This is a genomic window from Luteibacter aegosomaticola (assembly GCF_023078475.1).
GTDB classification, from domain to species: Bacteria; Pseudomonadota; Gammaproteobacteria; order Xanthomonadales; family Rhodanobacteraceae; genus Luteibacter; species Luteibacter aegosomaticola.
Window position 1 is genome coordinate 4,667,254 of the sequence record NZ_CP095741.1, and the last position, 18,192, is coordinate 4,685,445.

Annotated in this window: 10 protein-coding genes and 1 riboswitch; of the genes, 4 read left to right on the forward strand and 6 right to left on the reverse strand. The window is 65.5% G+C overall.

Features of this window, described 5'->3' with window-relative positions; translation table 11 throughout:
* The first annotated feature begins 65 nt into the window (after positions 1-65).
* Positions 66-1,277: an MFS transporter gene (locus tag L2Y96_RS20975; protein ID WP_247330151.1), complete on the forward strand. Its 1,212-nt coding sequence runs from the start codon at positions 66-68 to the stop codon at positions 1,275-1,277.
* A 225-nt stretch (positions 1,278-1,502) separates the two neighbouring features.
* On the opposite strand, the gene L2Y96_RS20980 is transcribed toward L2Y96_RS20975, so the two are convergent.
* From L2Y96_RS20980 to L2Y96_RS21000, 5 genes are all read right to left on the reverse strand, one after another.
* Positions 1,503-3,962, reverse strand: coding sequence for a membrane-bound PQQ-dependent dehydrogenase, glucose/quinate/shikimate family (locus tag L2Y96_RS20980; RefSeq protein ID WP_247330153.1), 2,460 nt, complete (start codon positions 3,960-3,962; stop codon positions 1,503-1,505).
* 84 nt (positions 3,963-4,046) lie between these two features.
* Positions 4,047-5,723, reverse strand: coding sequence for an AMP-binding protein (locus L2Y96_RS20985; RefSeq protein ID WP_247330155.1), 1,677 nt, complete (start codon positions 5,721-5,723; stop codon positions 4,047-4,049).
* A gap of 188 nt (positions 5,724-5,911) precedes the next feature.
* The gene (locus L2Y96_RS20990) at positions 5,912-6,754 is read right to left on the reverse strand and encodes an NmrA family NAD(P)-binding protein (protein WP_247330158.1); all 843 of its coding nucleotides are present in this window, start codon (positions 6,752-6,754) and stop codon (positions 5,912-5,914) included.
* Between the two features lie 110 nt (positions 6,755-6,864).
* Positions 6,865-8,535, reverse strand: a complete 1,671-nt coding sequence (locus L2Y96_RS20995; protein WP_247330161.1) for a methyl-accepting chemotaxis protein — start codon at positions 8,533-8,535, stop codon at positions 6,865-6,867.
* 101 nt (positions 8,536-8,636) lie between these two features.
* Positions 8,637-11,183 carry an alpha-L-rhamnosidase gene (locus L2Y96_RS21000; protein WP_247330163.1) on the reverse strand — a complete coding sequence of 849 codons (2,547 nt, stop codon included), beginning with the start codon at positions 11,181-11,183 and terminating at the stop codon, positions 8,637-8,639.
* A gap of 109 nt (positions 11,184-11,292) precedes the next feature.
* Here L2Y96_RS21000 and L2Y96_RS21005 point away from each other — a divergent pair, with 109 nt between their 5' ends.
* Positions 11,293-11,805 carry a DUF2501 domain-containing protein gene (locus tag L2Y96_RS21005; protein ID WP_247330165.1) on the forward strand — a complete coding sequence of 171 codons (513 nt, stop codon included), beginning with the start codon at positions 11,293-11,295 and terminating at the stop codon, positions 11,803-11,805.
* Between the two features lie 39 nt (positions 11,806-11,844).
* On the opposite strand, the gene L2Y96_RS21010 is transcribed toward L2Y96_RS21005, so the two are convergent.
* Positions 11,845-13,785, reverse strand: a complete 1,941-nt coding sequence (locus L2Y96_RS21010; protein WP_247330167.1) for a response regulator — start codon at positions 13,783-13,785, stop codon at positions 11,845-11,847.
* A 203-nt stretch (positions 13,786-13,988) separates the two neighbouring features.
* Positions 13,989-14,203: riboswitch (cobalamin riboswitch) on the forward strand.
* 163 nt (positions 14,204-14,366) lie between these two features.
* Here L2Y96_RS21010 and L2Y96_RS21015 point away from each other — a divergent pair.
* Positions 14,367-16,871, forward strand: a complete 2,505-nt coding sequence (locus L2Y96_RS21015; protein ID WP_425492467.1) for a ribonucleoside-diphosphate reductase subunit alpha — start codon at positions 14,367-14,369, stop codon at positions 16,869-16,871.
* A 194-nt stretch (positions 16,872-17,065) separates the two neighbouring features.
* Positions 17,066-18,094, forward strand: a complete 1,029-nt coding sequence (locus L2Y96_RS21020; RefSeq protein WP_247330171.1) for a ribonucleotide-diphosphate reductase subunit beta — start codon at positions 17,066-17,068, stop codon at positions 18,092-18,094.
* Positions 18,095-18,192: the final 98 nt, after the last annotated feature.

Consider the following 18,192-nt stretch of genomic DNA (forward strand, 5'->3'; position numbering starts at 1 on the left):
CGCATTCTAGCGCGGGCCAGACGGGGCCGTGGTTTCATACGCCATCCCCAGCCCAGGACCGAACCATGCAAGCCCCCGCTGATGTGGCGGCGCCGGCCAACCGCGCTACCGCTCCCACCGTCTATGGCGTCATCTTCGCCATCAGCTTCTGCCACCTCCTCAACGACATGATGCAGTCGCTCCTGCCGGCGATTTACCCCGGCCTGAAGAGCGATTTCCATCTCGATTTCGGGCAGATCGGCCTCATTACCCTCACCTATCAGATCACGGCGTCGATCCTGCAGCCGCTGGTAGGCCTGTATGCCGACCGGCGCCCGACGCCGCTGGCGCTGCCCGGCGGCACGCTGTTCTCGCTGGCAGGGTTGCTGGTGCTGTCGCAGGCTCACGCCTACCCGATCCTGCTGGCGGGTGCGGCCCTGCTGGGCATGGGCTCGTCGGTGTTCCATCCGGAATCCTCGCGCGTGGCCCGCATGGCCTCGGGCGGCAAGCACGGACTCGCGCAGTCGCTGTTCCAGGTGGGCGGTAACGCCGGCCAGGCACTGGGCCCGCTCGCTGCCGCCGTCGTCGTCGTGCGCTGGGGCCAGTCGAGCCTGGGCTTCTTCGCGCTGCTTGCACTGCTCTCCTGCGCCATCCTGTGGAACGTTGGCCAGTGGTACAAGCACCACGGCCTGCCGCGGCTGCACGCTTCGCATGCCGCGCACAAGGAAACCGCCCCGCCGGCACGCGATGCCACGCGCGGTATCAGCGTACTGCTCGCGCTGATCTTCTCGAAGTATGTGTACCTGGCCAGCCTGACCAGCTACTTCACGTTCTACCTGATCCACAAGTTCAACGTGTCGGTGGAAACCGCGCAGCTGCACCTGTTCGTGTTCCTCGGCGCCGTCGCCGTCGGCACGATCGTCGGCGGCCCCATCGGCGATCGCTTCGGCCGCAAGAAGGTCATCTGGTTCTCGATCCTGGGCACGTTGCCGTTCACGCTGCTGCTGCCGCATGCGAGCCTGTTCTGGACCGCGCCGCTCACCGTCGCGATCGGCCTGATCCTCGCGTCGGCATTCCCGGCGATCGTGGTGTTCGCGCAGGAGCTCGTGCCGGGCAAGGTGGGGATGATCTCCGGCTTGTTCTTTGGCTTTTCGTTCGGCATGGGCGGCATTGGTGCCGCAGTGCTTGGCGAGCTCGCTGATCATTACGGCATCGAGTTCGTTTACCAGATCTGCGCGTACCTGCCGTTGATCGGGTTGCTCGCGGCGTTCTTGCCTAACCCCAAGCGGCAAAGCTGATCGCATGGTAGGAGCCCACCCTGTGGGCGACGCCTTTCGCGAAGTAGGAGCCCACCCTGTGGGCGACGCCTTTCGCGAAGTAGGAGCCCACCCTGTGGGCGACATCTTTCGCGAAGTAGGAGCCCACCCTGTGGGCGACATCTTTCGCGGAAGAGCTGCAGACCCTGTGGCGGCGGTACGAAAGGCGGCGCCCACAGGGTGGGCTCCTACAACGGTAGCGTGCGGCTATTTGGGTAGCGCATATGCGATGACCCAATCGCCCTGCTTGGTGCCGAGCGAGCCATGCCCACCGGCCACCACCAGGATGTACTGGTTGCCCTTGCTGTCGGCATAGCTCATCGGCGTGGCCTGGCCACCTGCGGGGAGGCGCGCTTCCCATAGCTTCCTGCCGGTACGCACATCGTAGGCACGCAGGTAGTAGTCCAGCGTGCCACTCAGGAAGGTGAGCCCGCCCGCTGTCGTCACCATGCCGCCGAGGCTTGGCACACCCAAGGGCATCGGGATCGGTAGCGGTGCGCTATCCACGATCGTGCCGTTGCGGTGCTTCCACAGCACCTTACCGCTGCGCAGATCGACGCCTGCGACATAACCCCACGGCGGTGCCTGGCACGGAATACCCAGCGGCGAGAGGAATGCCGCCAGCTCGATGCCATACGGAATGCCCTTCGCCTGCTTGATACCCTCGGTTTCGCTCTTGGGTTCGCTCACTTCCATCTTGTCGAGCTGTTCTTTCGGAATCAGCCGCGACTGGAAAGCCATGTAACTTGGATTCGCGAGCAGCAACTGGCGCGTGGGATCCACCGAGATGCCACCCCAGTCGAAGACGCCGAAGTTACCCGGGTATACCAGCGAGCCCTGCAACGACGGCGGCGTATACATCCCGTCGTAACGCAGCGAGCGGAAGCGCACGCGACACCACAACATATCGAACGGCGTGGTCCCCCACATATCGGCTTCGCGCAGATCGGGGGGCGCCATGTTCACGTCCGACATCGGCTGGGTGGCCGCCGTGTGATCGCCCGCTACGGCACCTTGTGGCCGCGGCACTTCGCGAATGGGGAAGATCGGTGCGCCATCGCGACGATCCAGCACGTAGATGCTGCCCTGCTTCGTCGATGCGAGCACCGCTGGCTTCACGCCGTTATCCGTCGTGATATCCACCAGCGTGGGCTGCCCACCGACATCCATATCCCAGATGTCGTGGTGGGTGAACTGGTAGTTCCATTTCACCTTGCCGGTGGCGATATCCAGCGCGACGAGACCCGCGCCATATTTTTCGGACGTTGCCGTACGGCCGCCCGCGAACTGATCCGGTGTCTGGTTGCCCATCGGCAGGTACAACATGCCGAGGTTTTCATCGACGCTGAAGACCGACCACATGTTCGGCGAGTTACGCGTATACGTGCCATCCGGGGCGATGGGCGCCGTATCGTCAGGGCGGCCCGGATCCCAGTTCCACACGAGATGGCCGTCGTGCACGTCATAGGCGCGGATCACGCCGGAGGGTTCGTCGGTGGATTCGTTGTCGGTGACATGGCCGCCAATGATCACGAGGTCTTTGGTGACCGCCGGCGGCGAAGTGGAGTAGTAGCCACCCGGCGTGAACGAACCGATGTTCGCGCGCAGGTTCACCGTGCCGTGGTCGCCGAAGTCGTCGCATACCTGGCCGTTATCGGCATTGATCGCGATGAGGCGCGCATCAGCCGTGGGCAGGAACAGGCGGCGCGGGCACGTCCCTGCCGCCAGTACGTTCGCGGGCAGCGGTGCCGTGGAGGCCGGTGCCGGTGCGCCCGGCGCCGTCGTGGCCGGTGCAGGGATGAGCGCGGCGGCGTAGCGCGCATCGTCGTGGTACGACACGCCGCGGCAGGTCATGTGCTCCCAGTGCTTGAAGCCCACCGGACTCTGGATCTTCGGATCGAACTCCCAGCGCTTCGTACCCGTGGCGGCATCCACCGCGATCACCCGGCTATGCGGCGTGCACAGGTACACGGTGTCGCCAATCTTGAGTGGGGTGTTTTCCGAGGTGGTTTCGGTCGGATCATCGGGCCCGGGCAGGTCGCCGGTCTGCAACTTCCACGCGACCTGAAGCTGGGCCACGTTATCGGGCGTGATCTGCTTCAGCGGCGAGTAGCGCTGGCCCCACGGCGAACCACCGTAATCCGTCCAGTCGCCATCGGCCCGCGCGGCACGATCGCCTTGCGGGCCCGACACATCGTCCATCGATAGTTCGCCGGCCACGTCCGGCACCGGACGGAACACGCCCACCAGGCCAACGATCGCAACGACGAGCAACCCGAGGAAAAGGAAGCCACCACCCGTGCCGCGCGCAGTAGCAAGGTAGGGATCGCGGCTCAAGCCCCGCCGTGGCCAGGGCAGCCATAACCACAAGCCGAGCACGAACCAGACATCGAGGCGTGGCAGCAACTGCCACCAGTCGAACCCCACCTCCCATACGGCCCAGCCAGCACTCGCCAGGAGGAACAACGTGTAGAGCGGAATCGAGAGGCGGGCGCGGAACAGCATGAGTACCGCGACCAGCAGGAGCAGTGCGCCGGACACCGCAAAATAAAGCGATCCACCTTCGTTGATCAGGCGGATGCCACCCAGCAACATGGCGACGCCAGCTAGCGCAAGGATGAAGGCGGAGAACAGCGTGGCGGGATGAAAACGACGGACCCTGATCACTGGAAACCTCCCTTGCGACGGGTACTCCCCCTGTCTCAAAGAGTGTGATTTCCAGCGTGAAGCTCTAGTGCAGGACTGAGCCGCTCAGGCCGCGGCGTTTCCGGCCAGTTCGGCCTCCATGGTCTGCCGCATCAGGTATTTCTGCACCTTGCCGGTCACCGTCATGGGGAAGCTTTCCACGAAGCGCACGTAGTGTGGCACCTTGAAATACGCGAGATGCCGGCGGCAGTAATCCTGGATGCCCGCTTCGGTGACATGGGCGCCATCGCGCAAGCGGACCCACGCGCACACCTGTTCGCCGAAACGCTCGTCAGCCACGCCGAACACCTGGACGTCCTGGATATCCGGGTGCCCGTAAAGGAACTCCTCGATCTCGCGCGGATAGATGTTCTCGCCACCTCGGATGATCATGTCCTTGAGGCGGCCGACGATGGTGCAGTAGCCCTCGTCATCGACGACGGCAAGGTCGCCTGTGTGCATCCACCGCGCTTCGTCCAGCGCGGCTCGTGTATTGGCGTCATCGTTCCAATAGCCGCGCATCACCGAATAGCCGCGCGTGAGCAGTTCGCCGGTAGTGCCACGAGGCACGACACGGCCGGCCTCATCCACGATCTTCACTTCCACATGCGGATGCACGCGGCCCACGGTGGAGACGCGGCGCTCCAGCGGATCATCGACGACGGTCTGGAAGCTCACCGGGCTGGTTTCCGTCATGCCATAAGCGATGGTCACCTCGGCCATGTTCATATCGCGCACGACGCGCCGCATGACTTCGATCGGGCACGGCGAGCCCGCCATGATGCCGGTGCGCAAACTGCTGAGATCGAACTCGCGGAAGCGCGGGTGTTCGAGTTCGGCGATGAACATCGTGGGCACGCCGTGCAAGCCGGTGCAGCGTTCTTCGGCGACGGTCTCGAGCGTGGCCAACGCGTCGAAGCCCTCGCCGGGAATCACCATGCAGGCGCCGTGGGTTACGCAGGCCAGGTTGCCCAGGACCATGCCGAAGCAGTGGTAGAAAGGCACGGGGATGCACAGCCGGTCTTCTTCGGTGAGCCGCATGGCCTCACCGATGAAGAAGCCATTGTTGACGATGTTGTGGTGGGTGAGGGTCGCACCCTTCGGTGCACCGGTCGTACCCGAGGTGAACTGGATATTCACCGGATCATCGAAACCGAGTTCTTCCTCGACCGCCGCCAGACGGGCGCGCGCAGCCTCGTCCGCGGTGACGTCGGCCCAGCGGCGCGTACCGGGTGCCACCTCGTCATCGAGGAGGATGACGTGGCGCAGGTCGGGAAGCGCGGCCGCGCGCAGGCCGCCGGGTTCCGCCTGCGCGAGCTCGGGCGCCAGGCCCGCGAGGATATCGAGGTAGCGCGAGGTCTTGAATGCACGGGGCAGGATCAAGGCACGGCAGCCGACCTTGTTCAACGAATACGCCAGTTCGTGCGAGCGATAAGCGGGGTTGATGTTCACCAGGATGAGGCCCGCCTTGGGCGCCGCGAACTGCGCGACCACCCACTCGGCACGGTTGGGCGCCCAGATGCCAACGCGGTCGCCGGGGGCGAGGCCAAGTGCCAGCAGGCCGGCCGCGATGCGCTCCACTTCGGCGTGGAAGGCGCGGTACGTCCAGCGCACGCCTTGCTGGCGTACGACGAGTGCGGGGCGCTCCGGCCACGTCGCGGTGATGCGATCGAGCAGCGCGCCGACGGTCTCGCCCAGGAGCGGCGTGGCGCTGGCGCCGTTGACGTAGCTGGGCGTGGGCATCGGGCGATCCTCGAGAATGTAACCCCGAGGTTAGCCAATCCCACGGTAGGAGCCCACCCTGTGGGCAACATCCTTCGCGACACCGGTAGGAGCCCACCCTGTGGGCGACGCCGTTCGCGATAGCGCTGCAGGGCCTGTTGCGGTGAGGCGAAAGATGTCGCCCACAGGGTGGGCTCCTACCGGGGGCGTCAGGCGCGGGTTGTCAGGCTGGCGATGACCTCATCCAAACCGGTCTCGCCCTTCAACGAGCCGGCACCGAAATCGATCCACCCTTCGTTGAATCCGTCGACCATCCGCATGCGCGGGCCCGGGTTCTGCATGCCCTGTTCGCGGAAGCGCGGCTCCCAGGTCTCGCGCGGCACCGGTCGAACGACAACGTCGCGGTTCAACGCCTTGGCCAGCGCGGCGGCGATATCGTTCGGGCTCACCCGCACCGGGCCTTCGAGTTCGACCACGCGCACGCCATCCCACGATTCGCCCAGGAGCTTCGCGGCGAGCCGGCCGATGTCCTTCGTGGCGACCATCGCGATACGGCGGTCAAGCGGCACGAGATAGCTATCGATCGTGCCCGTCTCGCGTGCCTGCGCCACGTCCCACTGGCTGTTTTCCATGAACCAGCCCGCTCGCAGGAAGGCCACCGGCATCGGCAGGGCGCCGAGCACCTTCTCCATCCGGCCAAGCTGCGAAAGCAGGTTCTCATGCGGCGCATCGGCACCGATCGTAGAGAGCACCACCACGCGCCCGGGCTGGGCAGCGAGCAGCGCGTCGCGGATGGACATGATCGTGCGCTCCGACTCGGGGAAGCCCGGGGAAGGATCGAACAGCGGAGGCAGCAGGATGAAGACAGCCTCGGCACCCTCGAAAGCGCGGGTCAACGCGGGCGTGTCGTCGAGTTCGGCGATCGCCGAGTGCTCGAAACGCTCGGCTTTGGCGGCATCGCGCACGACGGCGCGAAAAGGCTGGCCCGCGGCACGCAGCGCCTCGGCTAGCGAGGCGCCGACCTGGCCGGTGATACCGGTGATGGCAAACATGGTGTGGCTCCGTCATGGGGAAAGGACGGAGCACAGGGTAGGCGTTGGCCATCCGTGACTGAAGCGACGCAGGCTCAGCTCATTGATGACGAAACGTCACGACTAGCCGATCAGGCGAACTCGGCCCACGCGCCGGCGTCGGCCGCCTTCTTCTTCGTTTCGCCAAAACGCAGATCCTGCGCGGCCGGCGGGGCAACCTCCACCGGCTTGCCACCATCCACCGTAAAGAACGCCACCTGGTCGCGCAGCGACTGGGCCTGGTCCTGCATGGACTTCGCGGCGGCCGCGGCCTCTTCGACCAGTGCAGCGTTCTCCTGCGTCACCTGGTCGATCTGCGCGATGGCGATATTCACCTGATCCACGCCGGCTGATTGCTCCGAGCTGGCCGCCGCGATCTCGGCGACGATATCGGTCACCTTCTTCACGCTGCCAACGATATCGCGCAGCGCGTCCGCCGAACGGCCGACGAGCTCCGCACCGGCTTCCACACGCTCGCCGCTTTCGATGATCAGCGCCTTGATCTCCTTCGATGCCGCTGCACTCGATTGCGCGAGGCGGCGCACTTCGCTGGCCACCACGGCAAAGCCGCGGCCCTGCTCACCGGCACGCGCCGCTTCCACGGCCGCGTTCAGTGCCAGCAGGTTCGTCTGGAAGGCGATCTCGTCGATCATGCCGACGATGTCCGTAATGCGGCGGCTCGAATCACCGATGTCGCGCATCGCGTCCATCGCCTTGGCCACCACGTCACCACCCCGCTCCGCTTCGCCGCGCGCGTGGCGCGAGAGGCGATCGGCGGCGGTAGCGTTCTCGGCGTTCTGCTTGACGGTCGCCGTCATCTCTTCCATCGACGCCGCGGTCTCTTCCAGGCTGGAGGCCTGCTCCTGCGTGCGCTGCGAGAGGTCATCGTTACCGCGGGCGATTTCCCCCGCCGTGGTGGAGACGACGTGCGCGCCCTGCTGCACCTCGGCCACGATGGAAGCCAGCGTGCCGCGCATGCGCTCAAGCGCACCGAGCAGGCTTTCCGGTGCCACGTCGGCGGCGCCTTCGTTGCGCAGGTCGCCGCCGGCAATGCGGCTGGCGATGCGCTGTGCTTCGTTCGGTTCGCCACCGATCGTGGCGCGGATGCTGCGCATGGAGAACCAGACGACGAACAGCGCCAGCGCAGCGATAAGCCCCGACTTCCACAGGTCGCGCAGCAATTGCTGGCGGAATGCCTGGTCGATATCGGTGAAGTACGCACCGGAAATGAAGTGCAGGTCCCACGGCTGGTACAGCGCGGAGTAGCTGATCTTGTCGCGTAGTTCGTTGGTCTTCGGCATCACCTGCGTGTAGCGGGTGAACCCGTGGCCGTCCTTTGCGTCCGCATCGCGCATGGCGGTGTAGTGATGGAAGCCGTGGCCATCGGCGTCCCCGCCGACGTTCTTGCCGATCTCGTCGTGGCGCAGCGGGTGCAGGCGCATGATCAAACCAGAGTCGATCGCGAACACGTAGCCGTTGTTGCCATCCCAACGCATGGCTTCGATATCGCGCAAGGCGCCGACGCGCGCTTCGGCATCGCTCATCTCGCCTTTTTCCGCGCGGGCGTGGAACGCATCCGCCACGGCGGTAGCCGCCATCACGTGCTGCGCCAGCGCGTGCTCGAGCGAACGCATCTGCGCATCGCGGCTTTCGATGGCCGACATCACGACCTGGCCGACCAGGCCCAGCACCACGATGGACATCACCATCCACACCCGCGTGTTCAGCGTGGTGCGGCCAAACCAGTTCATTACAGCCGACATGCGACGTTCGCCCTCAAGAATTGCCCCGTAAGCGCTTTATCGGCAAAAGCGGGAAGGCCTTGATGGCGTTTGCGTGACAACTTGCGAACGATATTTCAGGCTCAGTCGAGCGTGAGACGGTGGCTCCCGGGACCCACCGTCGTGGCCGCCTTGCCGGGCAGGCCCACCTCCGCTTCGGTACCCACGGGCACCTGCACATCCACCTCCACCTGAGCACCGGCCTTGCGCCAAGCCACGGACGCCTCACCGTAGGGGGTCATCACCGCTGCGGACGCGTGGTCGAGGAAGTCCGTAAATGCGGGGTGCACGCCGATCCGCCGCCAGCCCGGCGCCAGCGGCCGCAGGCCCGCCACGTCCTCGAACAGCCAGTCGTCCACGGTGCCGAGGAAATAGTGCCCCCGCGAGCGCGAGGCGAGCTTCCAGTGCTCCCAAAGGCTGGTCGCGCCGTTGGCCCGCCAGAAGCCCCAGCTCGGGAAGCTCACCTGGTTGGCGATCGCCCAGGCCTCGTCGGCATGGCCGGTCGCGGTGAGCACGGGCAGGATCAATTTGGTCGCGAGGGCGCCGGTATCCAGGTGATCGCCGCGCGCCTTCGCATCCGCGGCGACACTGGCCGCCACGCGTTCGCGGAGCTCGGCAGGCACGAGGCCGAAGCCGAGCGCCAGCAGGTTGTGCGCCTGGCGGTAACCCTGGTCGCCCTCTCCCTGGTAGATCGCCTTGTCGCGATCAAGGAAGCGTGCGTTGAACGCGTCGCGGACGGCATCGGCCATCGCGTCGAAGCGTGCGGCCTCTGCCGGCTTGCCCGCGAGCCGCTGCATGTCGGCGACCACGCGCTCCATCCGGTAAAGGTAAGCCGTGGCGGCGATGCGCTTGTCTTCGGGCGCATTCTCGCCGGACGGATCCGTTTCCGGGCTCACCCAGTCGCCTAGTTCGGTATTAGCGATGCCACCGGGGGAACGCGCGTGTTCCATGGCGACGTAGCGAGCCATGCCTTCAAGGTGTTCGTCGATCGGCGCGCGATCGCCCGTCTGCTGATAGAGCGCCCACGGTACGAAGACATACGCCGAGTGCCAGGTGGGCGCATGTACATCGAGAGCCCAACCCGCGTTGGGCGCGGTGACCAGCGGCGCGCCATCGGCGCCGCGGGTGTCGGCGATATCGCGTTCCCACTTGGTGAACATGGCCGCGGCGTCGAAGTTACGCAGGAACATGTCGACGCCAAGCATGCCATCACCGGTCCAGCCGTTCTTCTCGTACATCGGCGTGTCGGTGGGGATGCTGTAGAGATTGTTGAGCATGGTGTCCACCGTGGCACGGTGAATCCAGTTGAGCAGGTCGTTCGCGCTGTCGAACCGGCCCGTCACGGCCACATCGTTATGCACGACGGCAGCCTTCAGCGCCGCCAGCGACGGCTTGCCCGGCCAACCGTCCACCTGCACATAGCGGAAGCCCTTGTACGAGAAACGGCTATGCCACTGCGTACGCCCTTTGCCGAGGGTCAGGTGGTCGGTCTGGAAGCCGTGCTTGAAGTAGTGGTGTTCGTCGCGCGCATCGACCGTGCCATCGGGCAGCAGCTTTTCGCCATAGCGCGCGGTGATCACGGTGCCGGCAGGGCCTTCGACATCGAAATCGGCCCAGCCTGCGATGACGCGCGGAAAGGCGAAGACGAACGTGCCTGGCTTCGGTTCGGTGACGGCGGTGGCGTTGAGCACCTGGGTGACGCGAATCGGTGGCTCGATCTGCGCCACGAGGCGCCCGGACGGGGCCGGCAGAACGGCCGCTGGCGCCCACTGCGATGGCGCGGCGGCGCGAGCGTCGTAGTCTTCGCCACCGTACAGGTCATCCAGCCGCGTCGGGCCATCGGCAAGCGACCAACGCGTATCCGTCGGGATGCGTTCGGTCCGGCCATCAGCGTAGCGGATGACCAGGACGGCACGCATGCGCGGCTGGCCATGCCATGGCGCACGCTCCCAATGCCACACGTTGGGATTGGTCATGCCGTAGAAGCCACGCCCAAGTTCGGCACCGAGCGTGTGATCGCCGGGTGCCAGGTCGATGTCGGTGGCGGTGACCTCCACGCGTTTCGCGTAGTCGGTGAAGCCCGGCGACAGCACCGCATTGCTGGTGGGGTGGCCGTCCACCTGCATGGCCGCGTAGCCACCGCCCGCCACGTAGAGCGTCGCGCGCTGCACGCCGTTATCCACATGGAACGGGCGGCGCAACACAGGCGCGGGCAGGCTCGCCGCATCGGCCTTGCCTATCCACTGCGCACCACCCCAACCCGCGTCATCAAGCGCGGTGCCAAACGCGCCATCGCCGCTAGCGGCACCTTCGGTGGTGCGCACCGAGACGTGCCACGCATAGCGTTCGCCGGGCGTCAGCGCCGGGCCACCGTAAGGCACATCGAACGACTGCGCACTGCTGACGTCGCCGCTATCCCACACGGGTTTGCCATCGCGGCTGACCCGGATCCGGTAACCCTGCTGGGCTGTCCCGTTCTTTTCGGCATGGATCACCCAGCCGAACCGGGGTTTCGCCACATCCACATAGAGCGGTGCGTCCACGCGTTCGACGCGGAGGCGCTCGAGCGTAGCGGCAGGGGCGAGCGAGGGCACGATCAGCAGTGCGCAGAACAGGGCACGTGGTGGCAAGGCGTGGCATCCCGGGGGCAAGGCATGAAGCCTCGAGCATACCCGCATACATCCGTCTAACGCGTGCGGGGCTACACAGTACGCACCCAAGCCATCCGGAGCCATCGTCATGAAGACCCGTATCGCCGGCCTCACCCTGGGCCTCGCCATCGCCAGTACCGCTGCCTATGCCGGACAGTTGGATAAGCTCGGCGGCCTGATGGGCGGATCGGGGGGCGGCCTTACCTCCGGCAGCGCCAGCAATGCCGCAGGCATCATCCAGTACTGCGTGAACAACAACTACCTCGGCGGTGATTCGGGCGCGTCGGGTGTGAAGGACAAGCTACTCGGTAGCCTGTCGGGTGACCAGAACGCTTCGAATACCGATGCCGGCGGCTCGTCGGGCAGCAACCTGCTCGGGTCGCTGGGCGGCAAGTCGAAGAAGAACAGTTCCACGAGCGCAGACCCGACCAAGGACAAAGGTTACCTGGATGGGGCCAAGGGATTGCTGACGACGGGGGACGGCAAGCAGATGAGCCTCACTGGAGGAAACAGCAGCGATCCGTCCGACATGAAGGGCAAGCTGGTGCACAAGGCCTGCGATGCCGTTCTGAAGCAGGGTAAGAAGATGGCTGGTCTCTGAGGTAAACGGGGATCGCGCGCAAGCGCGCTCCCCGGCCCCTCAACCCCGCGTAATCCGCCCGATCGCTTCGGTCAGGTCCGCTACACCGTACGGCTTCACGATCACCGCCGTGCGCGCGTCGCGGACCACGCCGTTGGCCGTCTGGTCGCCGGTGGCGAACAGCACGGGTAGCTCCGGGCGTCCTTCGCGCATGCGCTCGGCCACTTCCACGCCGCTCATGCCCGGCAGGCCCACGTCGGCCAACAACACGTCGATGGTTTCGCTGGTGTGCACGCGGATCGCTTCGTTGCCATCGCCGGCTTCGAACACCGTATGCCCCCGGCTCTCGAGCATCTCGGCGATGCTCATGCGGATCAGCGCATCATCTTCCACCACGAGCACACGCAGCGATTGCGGCGGCTGTGGCGCAGGTACCGAAGGCGCGGGCGAGTTCGCCGGTATGCGTGGCGCCACCGGTGCACGTTGCGCCAGCACGTGGCGTACGCGGCGGGCGAGCGCCTCGCGGGTGTAAGGCTTACTGAGCAACTCCACGCCTTCATCCAGGCGCCCGCCATGCACGATGGCGTTTTCGGTATAGCCCGAGGTGAACAACACAGCCATGCCGGGCTGGCGTTCCGTGGCCTTGCGCGCCAGGTCGGTACTGCGCAGGGGGCCCGGCATCACCACGTCGGTAAACAGCAGGTCGATGGCGATGCCGCTATCGATGATGGACAAGGCGCTTTCCGCATCGCGCGCCTTCAGCACGCGGTAGCCCAGGTCGGCCAGCATGGTCACGACGGTCTCGCGGACCTCGTCGTCATCCTCAGCCACCAGCACGGTCTCGTCGCCGCCACGCATGGCGCCTTCTTCCAGCGCGACCAGCCGGTCTTCGCTCTGCGTCGAACGCGGCAGGTAGATCTTCACCGTGGTGCCGTGGCCAGGCTCGCTGTAGATCTTCACGTGGCCGCCGGACTGCTTCACGAAACCGTACACCATGGACAGGCCGAGGCCCGTGCCCTGGCCCTCCGGCTTGGTGGTGAAGAACGGCTCGAACACCTGTGCCAGCACTTCCGGCGTGATGCCCGAGCCCGTGTCGGTCACGGCCAGCATCACGTACTGGCCGGCCTTCAGGTCACCGTGGGACTTGGCGTACGCCTCATCGAGCAGCGCATTGCCCGCTTCGATGGTGAGCTTGCCCTGCCCGGCCATCGCGTCGCGCGCGTTGATCGCGAGGTTGAGCAGCGCGTTTTCGACGTTGCCAACATCGACCAGCGTGTTCCACAGTCCACCCGCGATCACGGTTTCGACATCGACGGCTTCGCCCAGCGCGCGGCGCAGCAGGTCATCCATGTCGCGGACGAAGCGGCCAATGTTGACCACCTTCGGCGCCAGCGGCTGGCGGCGGCCGAAGGCGAGCAACTGGGCAGCCAGGCGGGAACCACGCGTGACACCGGCCATGGCATTGGCCACGCGGCGCTCCGCCCGAGGGTTGCCGGCCACGTCGGCGACCAGGAGCTGGAGGTTGCCGCTGATGACCTGAAGCAGGTTGTTGAAATCGTGTGCGACGCCACCGGTGAGCTTGCCGATGGCATCCATCTTCTGTGCCTGGCGCAGCTGTTCCTGGGTGATGTCGAGGAACCGGTCGGAACCAAGCCAGGCCTGGTCGCTGCCGGCCAGGCGGAAGGTCGCGAGAATCACACCGTCCCCGGCAGTGGCCGAACGCCAGGTTTCGAACGAGAGTCCCCAGGCCTGCCCATCGGCACCGGTGACATCCAGGTCGCGGACACCACGGGCACCGATCGTGGGCAGCAGTGCCTCGATGGCAGCCCGGCCCGCCGGATCCCAGAACGCCAGGAAGTCGCTGCCCTGCAACCGGGCGCGAGCCCAGGCATTGGCCTGCAGCGTGCCGCCGGTAACGGTCAGCGCGACGAGGCCGAAGGGCACCGCGTCAAGCGATTGGTTGAGCAGTGCGTGATCCTGCAGCGCGAACGTCGATGGCATCTAACCGGGGCTGTTATGGAACGGGCCCGAATCTTAGCGTTGGGGGCGGATACCTTATGTGTACGCGATCTTCACATTGGTATAGAAGCGTTTGGTTAAGGCTTGGCCAGACCACTTTGGAACGTTTCCTGCCAACTCATTGAAGCGACAGCGCATTGGAAAAATTCCCCTATATCTTGTGTTGACCTACCCTCCCCCCAGCTATATCGTGTGTCCCGCTGGTGTCCGAGGCGGCGCGACTGCCCGTCGGAACTAATAGGGAATCCGGTGTGAATCCGGAACTGCCCCGCAGCGGTAAGTGGAAACGATCCCGTTCAATGCACTGGCTCGATGAGGAGCTGGGAAGCGGCGGGTAGGCCGGGTGCGAAAGCCCCCACGTCCACGAAGTCCGAAGACCTGCCAGCGCCCGCGGCCCAGAAGGCCCCGGTGAGTGGTGACGGCTTCCGCGGGGAAGCGCGTCGTGGACCGAAGCCCCCCTGCGCGGCTTCGTCCCCGGCCTTTTCCCGTTTGCCTAGCCATAGCGAGCCCCGTTTCGTGGGAACGGGAGTCTGGACCAGGCCTTGGGGCACAGAATGACGACGATGGATTCCGCAGCGCGCGAGCGCACCGAGACGGCCGACGCGGCCGCGACCCCCACCAACAATAATGAGAAGGCCCCCGCAGCGGGCTACAAGCAGGACGCCCCGCCGGCGTTCGCCCTGACCCCTCCGCACAACCCCGGCCAGATGCGCGTCAAGAAGCGCAACGGCGGCCAGGAAACCGTGGACGTGAACAAGATCGTGCGCGCGGTGACTCGCAGCGCCGATGGCCTGTTCTCGGTGGATCCGATGCGCGTGGCGCTGAAGACCATCGGCGGCCTGTACGACGGTGCCACCACCCAGGAACTCGACCAGCTCTCGATCCGTACCGCCGCCGCGCTCACCGCGGAAGAGCCGGAATACGGCCAGCTGGCAGCACGCCTGCTCTCGGCCTTCGTCGATAAGGAAGTGAGCGGCCAGGAAATCCAGTCGTTCTCGCAGTCGATCAACATCGGCGCCGAGCTCGGCATCCTCAACGAGCGCCTGCGTTCGTTCGTGCAGGCCAATGCGCGCAAGCTCAACGACGCCATCGACCTGAACGCCTCGCGTCGCTTCGAATACTTCGGCCTGCGCACGGTGTACGACCGTTACCTGCTGCGCCACCCGACCAAGCGCCACGTCATCGAGACGCCGCAGTACTTCTTCATGCGCATTGCCTGCGCGCTCGGTGGTAACGACGTCGCCGAGACGCTCGAGCTGTACCGCATGCTTTCGTCGCTGGAATACCTGGCCAGCTCGCCGACCCTGTTCAACGCCGGCACGGCGCACGAACAGCTCTCGTCGTGCTTCCTGCTCGATTCGCCGAAGGATGACCTGGCCGCGATTTACGCCAAGTACGGCGACGTGGCCCAGCTGTCGAAGTTCGCTGGCGGTATCGGTCTGGCCTACTCGCGCATCCGTTCGCGCGGTTCGCTCATCCGCGGCACCAACGGCCACTCCAACGGTCTCGTGCCCTGGCTGAAGACGCTCGACGCGTCGGTCGCCGCCGTGAACCAGGGTGGCAAGCGCAAAGGCGCGGCCTGCGTGTACCTGGAAACCTGGCACGCGGATATCGAAGAGTTCCTGGAGCTGCGTGAGAACACCGGCGACGACGCGCGCCGCACGCACAACCTGAACCTCGCGAACTGGGTGCCCGACCTGTTCATGCGCCGCGTCGAGACCGACGGCGACTGGTCGCTGTTCGATCCGAAGATCGTGCCGCACTTCGTCGACACCTGGGGCGAGACGTTTGACGCGGCTTACGCCAAGGCCGAGGCCGATGGCCTGGCGGTGAAGTCGGTGAAGGCGCGCGAGCTCTACGCCCGCATGCTGCGTTCGCTGGCCCAGACCGGTAACGGCTGGATGACCTTCAAGGATCGCTCCAACGCCACCAGCAACCAGACCGCGCGTCCGGAAAACGTCATCCACCTGTCGAACCTCTGCACCGAGATCCTCGAGGTGACGAACGATGGCGAGACGGCCGTGTGCAACCTGGGTTCGGTGAACCTGGCACGCCACGTCGTCGATGGCGCGTTCGATTTCGAGAAGCTCGCCAGCACGGTGCGCACGGCGGTTCGCCAGCTCAACCGCGTGATCGACCTGAACTTCTACCCGATCGACACCGCGCGCACGGCCAACATGAAGTGGCGCCCGGTGGGCCTCGGCGTGATGGGCCTGCAGGATGTGTTCTTCAAGCTGCGCCTGAAGTTCGATTCGGAGGAAGCCCGCGAGCTGTCGACCCGCATCTCGGAAGAGATCTACTTCCACGCACTGTCGCAGTCCAACGAAATCGCCGAGCGCGATGGCGCCCACCCGGGCTTCGACGAGAGCCGCGCCGCCAACGGCGAGCTTCAGTTCGATTACTGGTCGGCTGCCGCCCCGCACGGCAAGGACGGCCGCTGGGCCGAACTGCGCGAGAAGATCAAGACCCACGGCCTGCGCAACTCGCTGCTCATCGCGATCGCGCCGACCGCGACCATTGCGTCGATCGCCGGTTGCTACGAGTGCATCGAGCCGCAGGTGTCGAACCTGTTCAAGCGCGAGACGCTCTCCGGTGACTTCCTGGTGGTGAACCGCCATCTCGTGGAAGAGCTGAAGACGCTCGGCCTGTGGACCGCCGACGTGCGCGACCAGATCAAGCTCGCCGAAGGGTCGGTGCAGGGCATCAACGCCATCCCGGCCGAACTGCGCGCGATCTACCGCACGGTGTGGGAACTGCCGCAGAAGTCGCTGATCGACCTCGCCGCCGCCCGCGGCGCGTACATCGACCAGAGCCAGTCGCTGAACCTGTTCATGGAAAACCCGAACATCGGCCAGCTCTCATCCATGTACATGTACGCATGGAAGTCCGGCGTCAAAACCACCTACTACCTGCGCTCGCGCCCGGCTACCCGCATCGCCAAGACCACGGTCAGCGCCGCGGCCGCCGCACCGGTCGCCCCGGTGGCTCCGGCCAACACGCAGGAACAGGCCGAAGCCGCGGTGTTCTGCTCGCTCGAGAACCCCGAGTACTGCGAAGCCTGCCAGTAACGCACCACCGATCGGGTGCGCGGCTGCATTGCGCCGCGCCCCCGATGTTCCACCACCGAACACCGCACTCGTAGGAGCCCACCCTGTGGGCGACATCTTTCGCGACACGGCTACAGGCCCTGTGGCTCTATCGCGAACAGCGTCGCCCACAGGGTGGGCTCCTACGGGTCTTCAACGAATTCCAGAGGCACCTTATGTCCGCGCACCCGATTACCCGTGACTCGCACCTGCTCGACCCGGGCTTCGAGCTGACGCTGCGCCCCATGCGCTACCCGAAGTTCTACGAGATGTACCGCGCCGCCATCCGCAATACGTGGACGGTGGAGGAAGTGGACTTCTCGCTCGACGTGACCGACCTCAAGTCGAAGATGTCGGATGCCGACCGTCACCTGATCCATCGCCTGGTCGCGTTCTTCGCCACCGGCGACACCATCGTGTCGAACAACCTGGTGCTCAACCTGTACCAGCACGTGAATTCGCCCGAAGCGCGCATGTTCCTCTCGCGCCAGCTGTACGAAGAAGCGCTGCACGTGCAGTTCTACCTGACGCTGCTCGACACCTACATCCCGGACCCGACGGAACGCAACAAGGCCTTCGCCGCGATCGAGACCATTCCGTCGATCCGCCACAAGGGCGAGTTCTGCTTCAAGTGGATCGATTCCATCCAGAACCTGCACCGCCTGGAGACGCGCGAACACCGCCGCCAGTTCCTGCTGAACCTGATCTGCTTCGCCGCGTGTATCGAAGGCCTGTTCTTCTTCGCCGCATTCGCCTACGTGTACTACCTGCGTTCGCGCGGCCTGCTGCACGGCCTGGCCTCGGGCACCAACTGGGTGTTCCGCGACGAGTCCGGCCACATGGCGTTCGCTTTCGACGTGGTCCGCACCGTCCGCGAGGAAGAGCCGGATCTCTTCGACGATGAGATGCGCCTGCAGGTGGAAGAGATGCTGGAAGACGCGATCACCTGCGAGACCCAGTTCGCCGCCGACGTGCTGTCGGGTGGCGTGGCCGGCCTGTCGGTGAACGACATGCGCCAGTACCTCGAATACTGCGCCGACCAGCGCCTGGTCCAGCTCGACATGCCGAAGAAGTACGGCGCCAAGAACCCGTTTGACTTCATGGACTTGCAGGACGTCCAGGAGCTCACCAACTTCTTCGAGCGCCGCGTGTCGTCCTACCAGGTCGGCGTGCAGGGCGAAGTCTCGTTCGACGAGTCGTTCTGACCCCGTAGGAGCCCACCCTGTGGGCGACATCTTTCGCCATACCGCCGCAGGCCCTGTGGCTTTTCCGCGAAAGATGTCGCCCACAGGGTGGGCTCCTA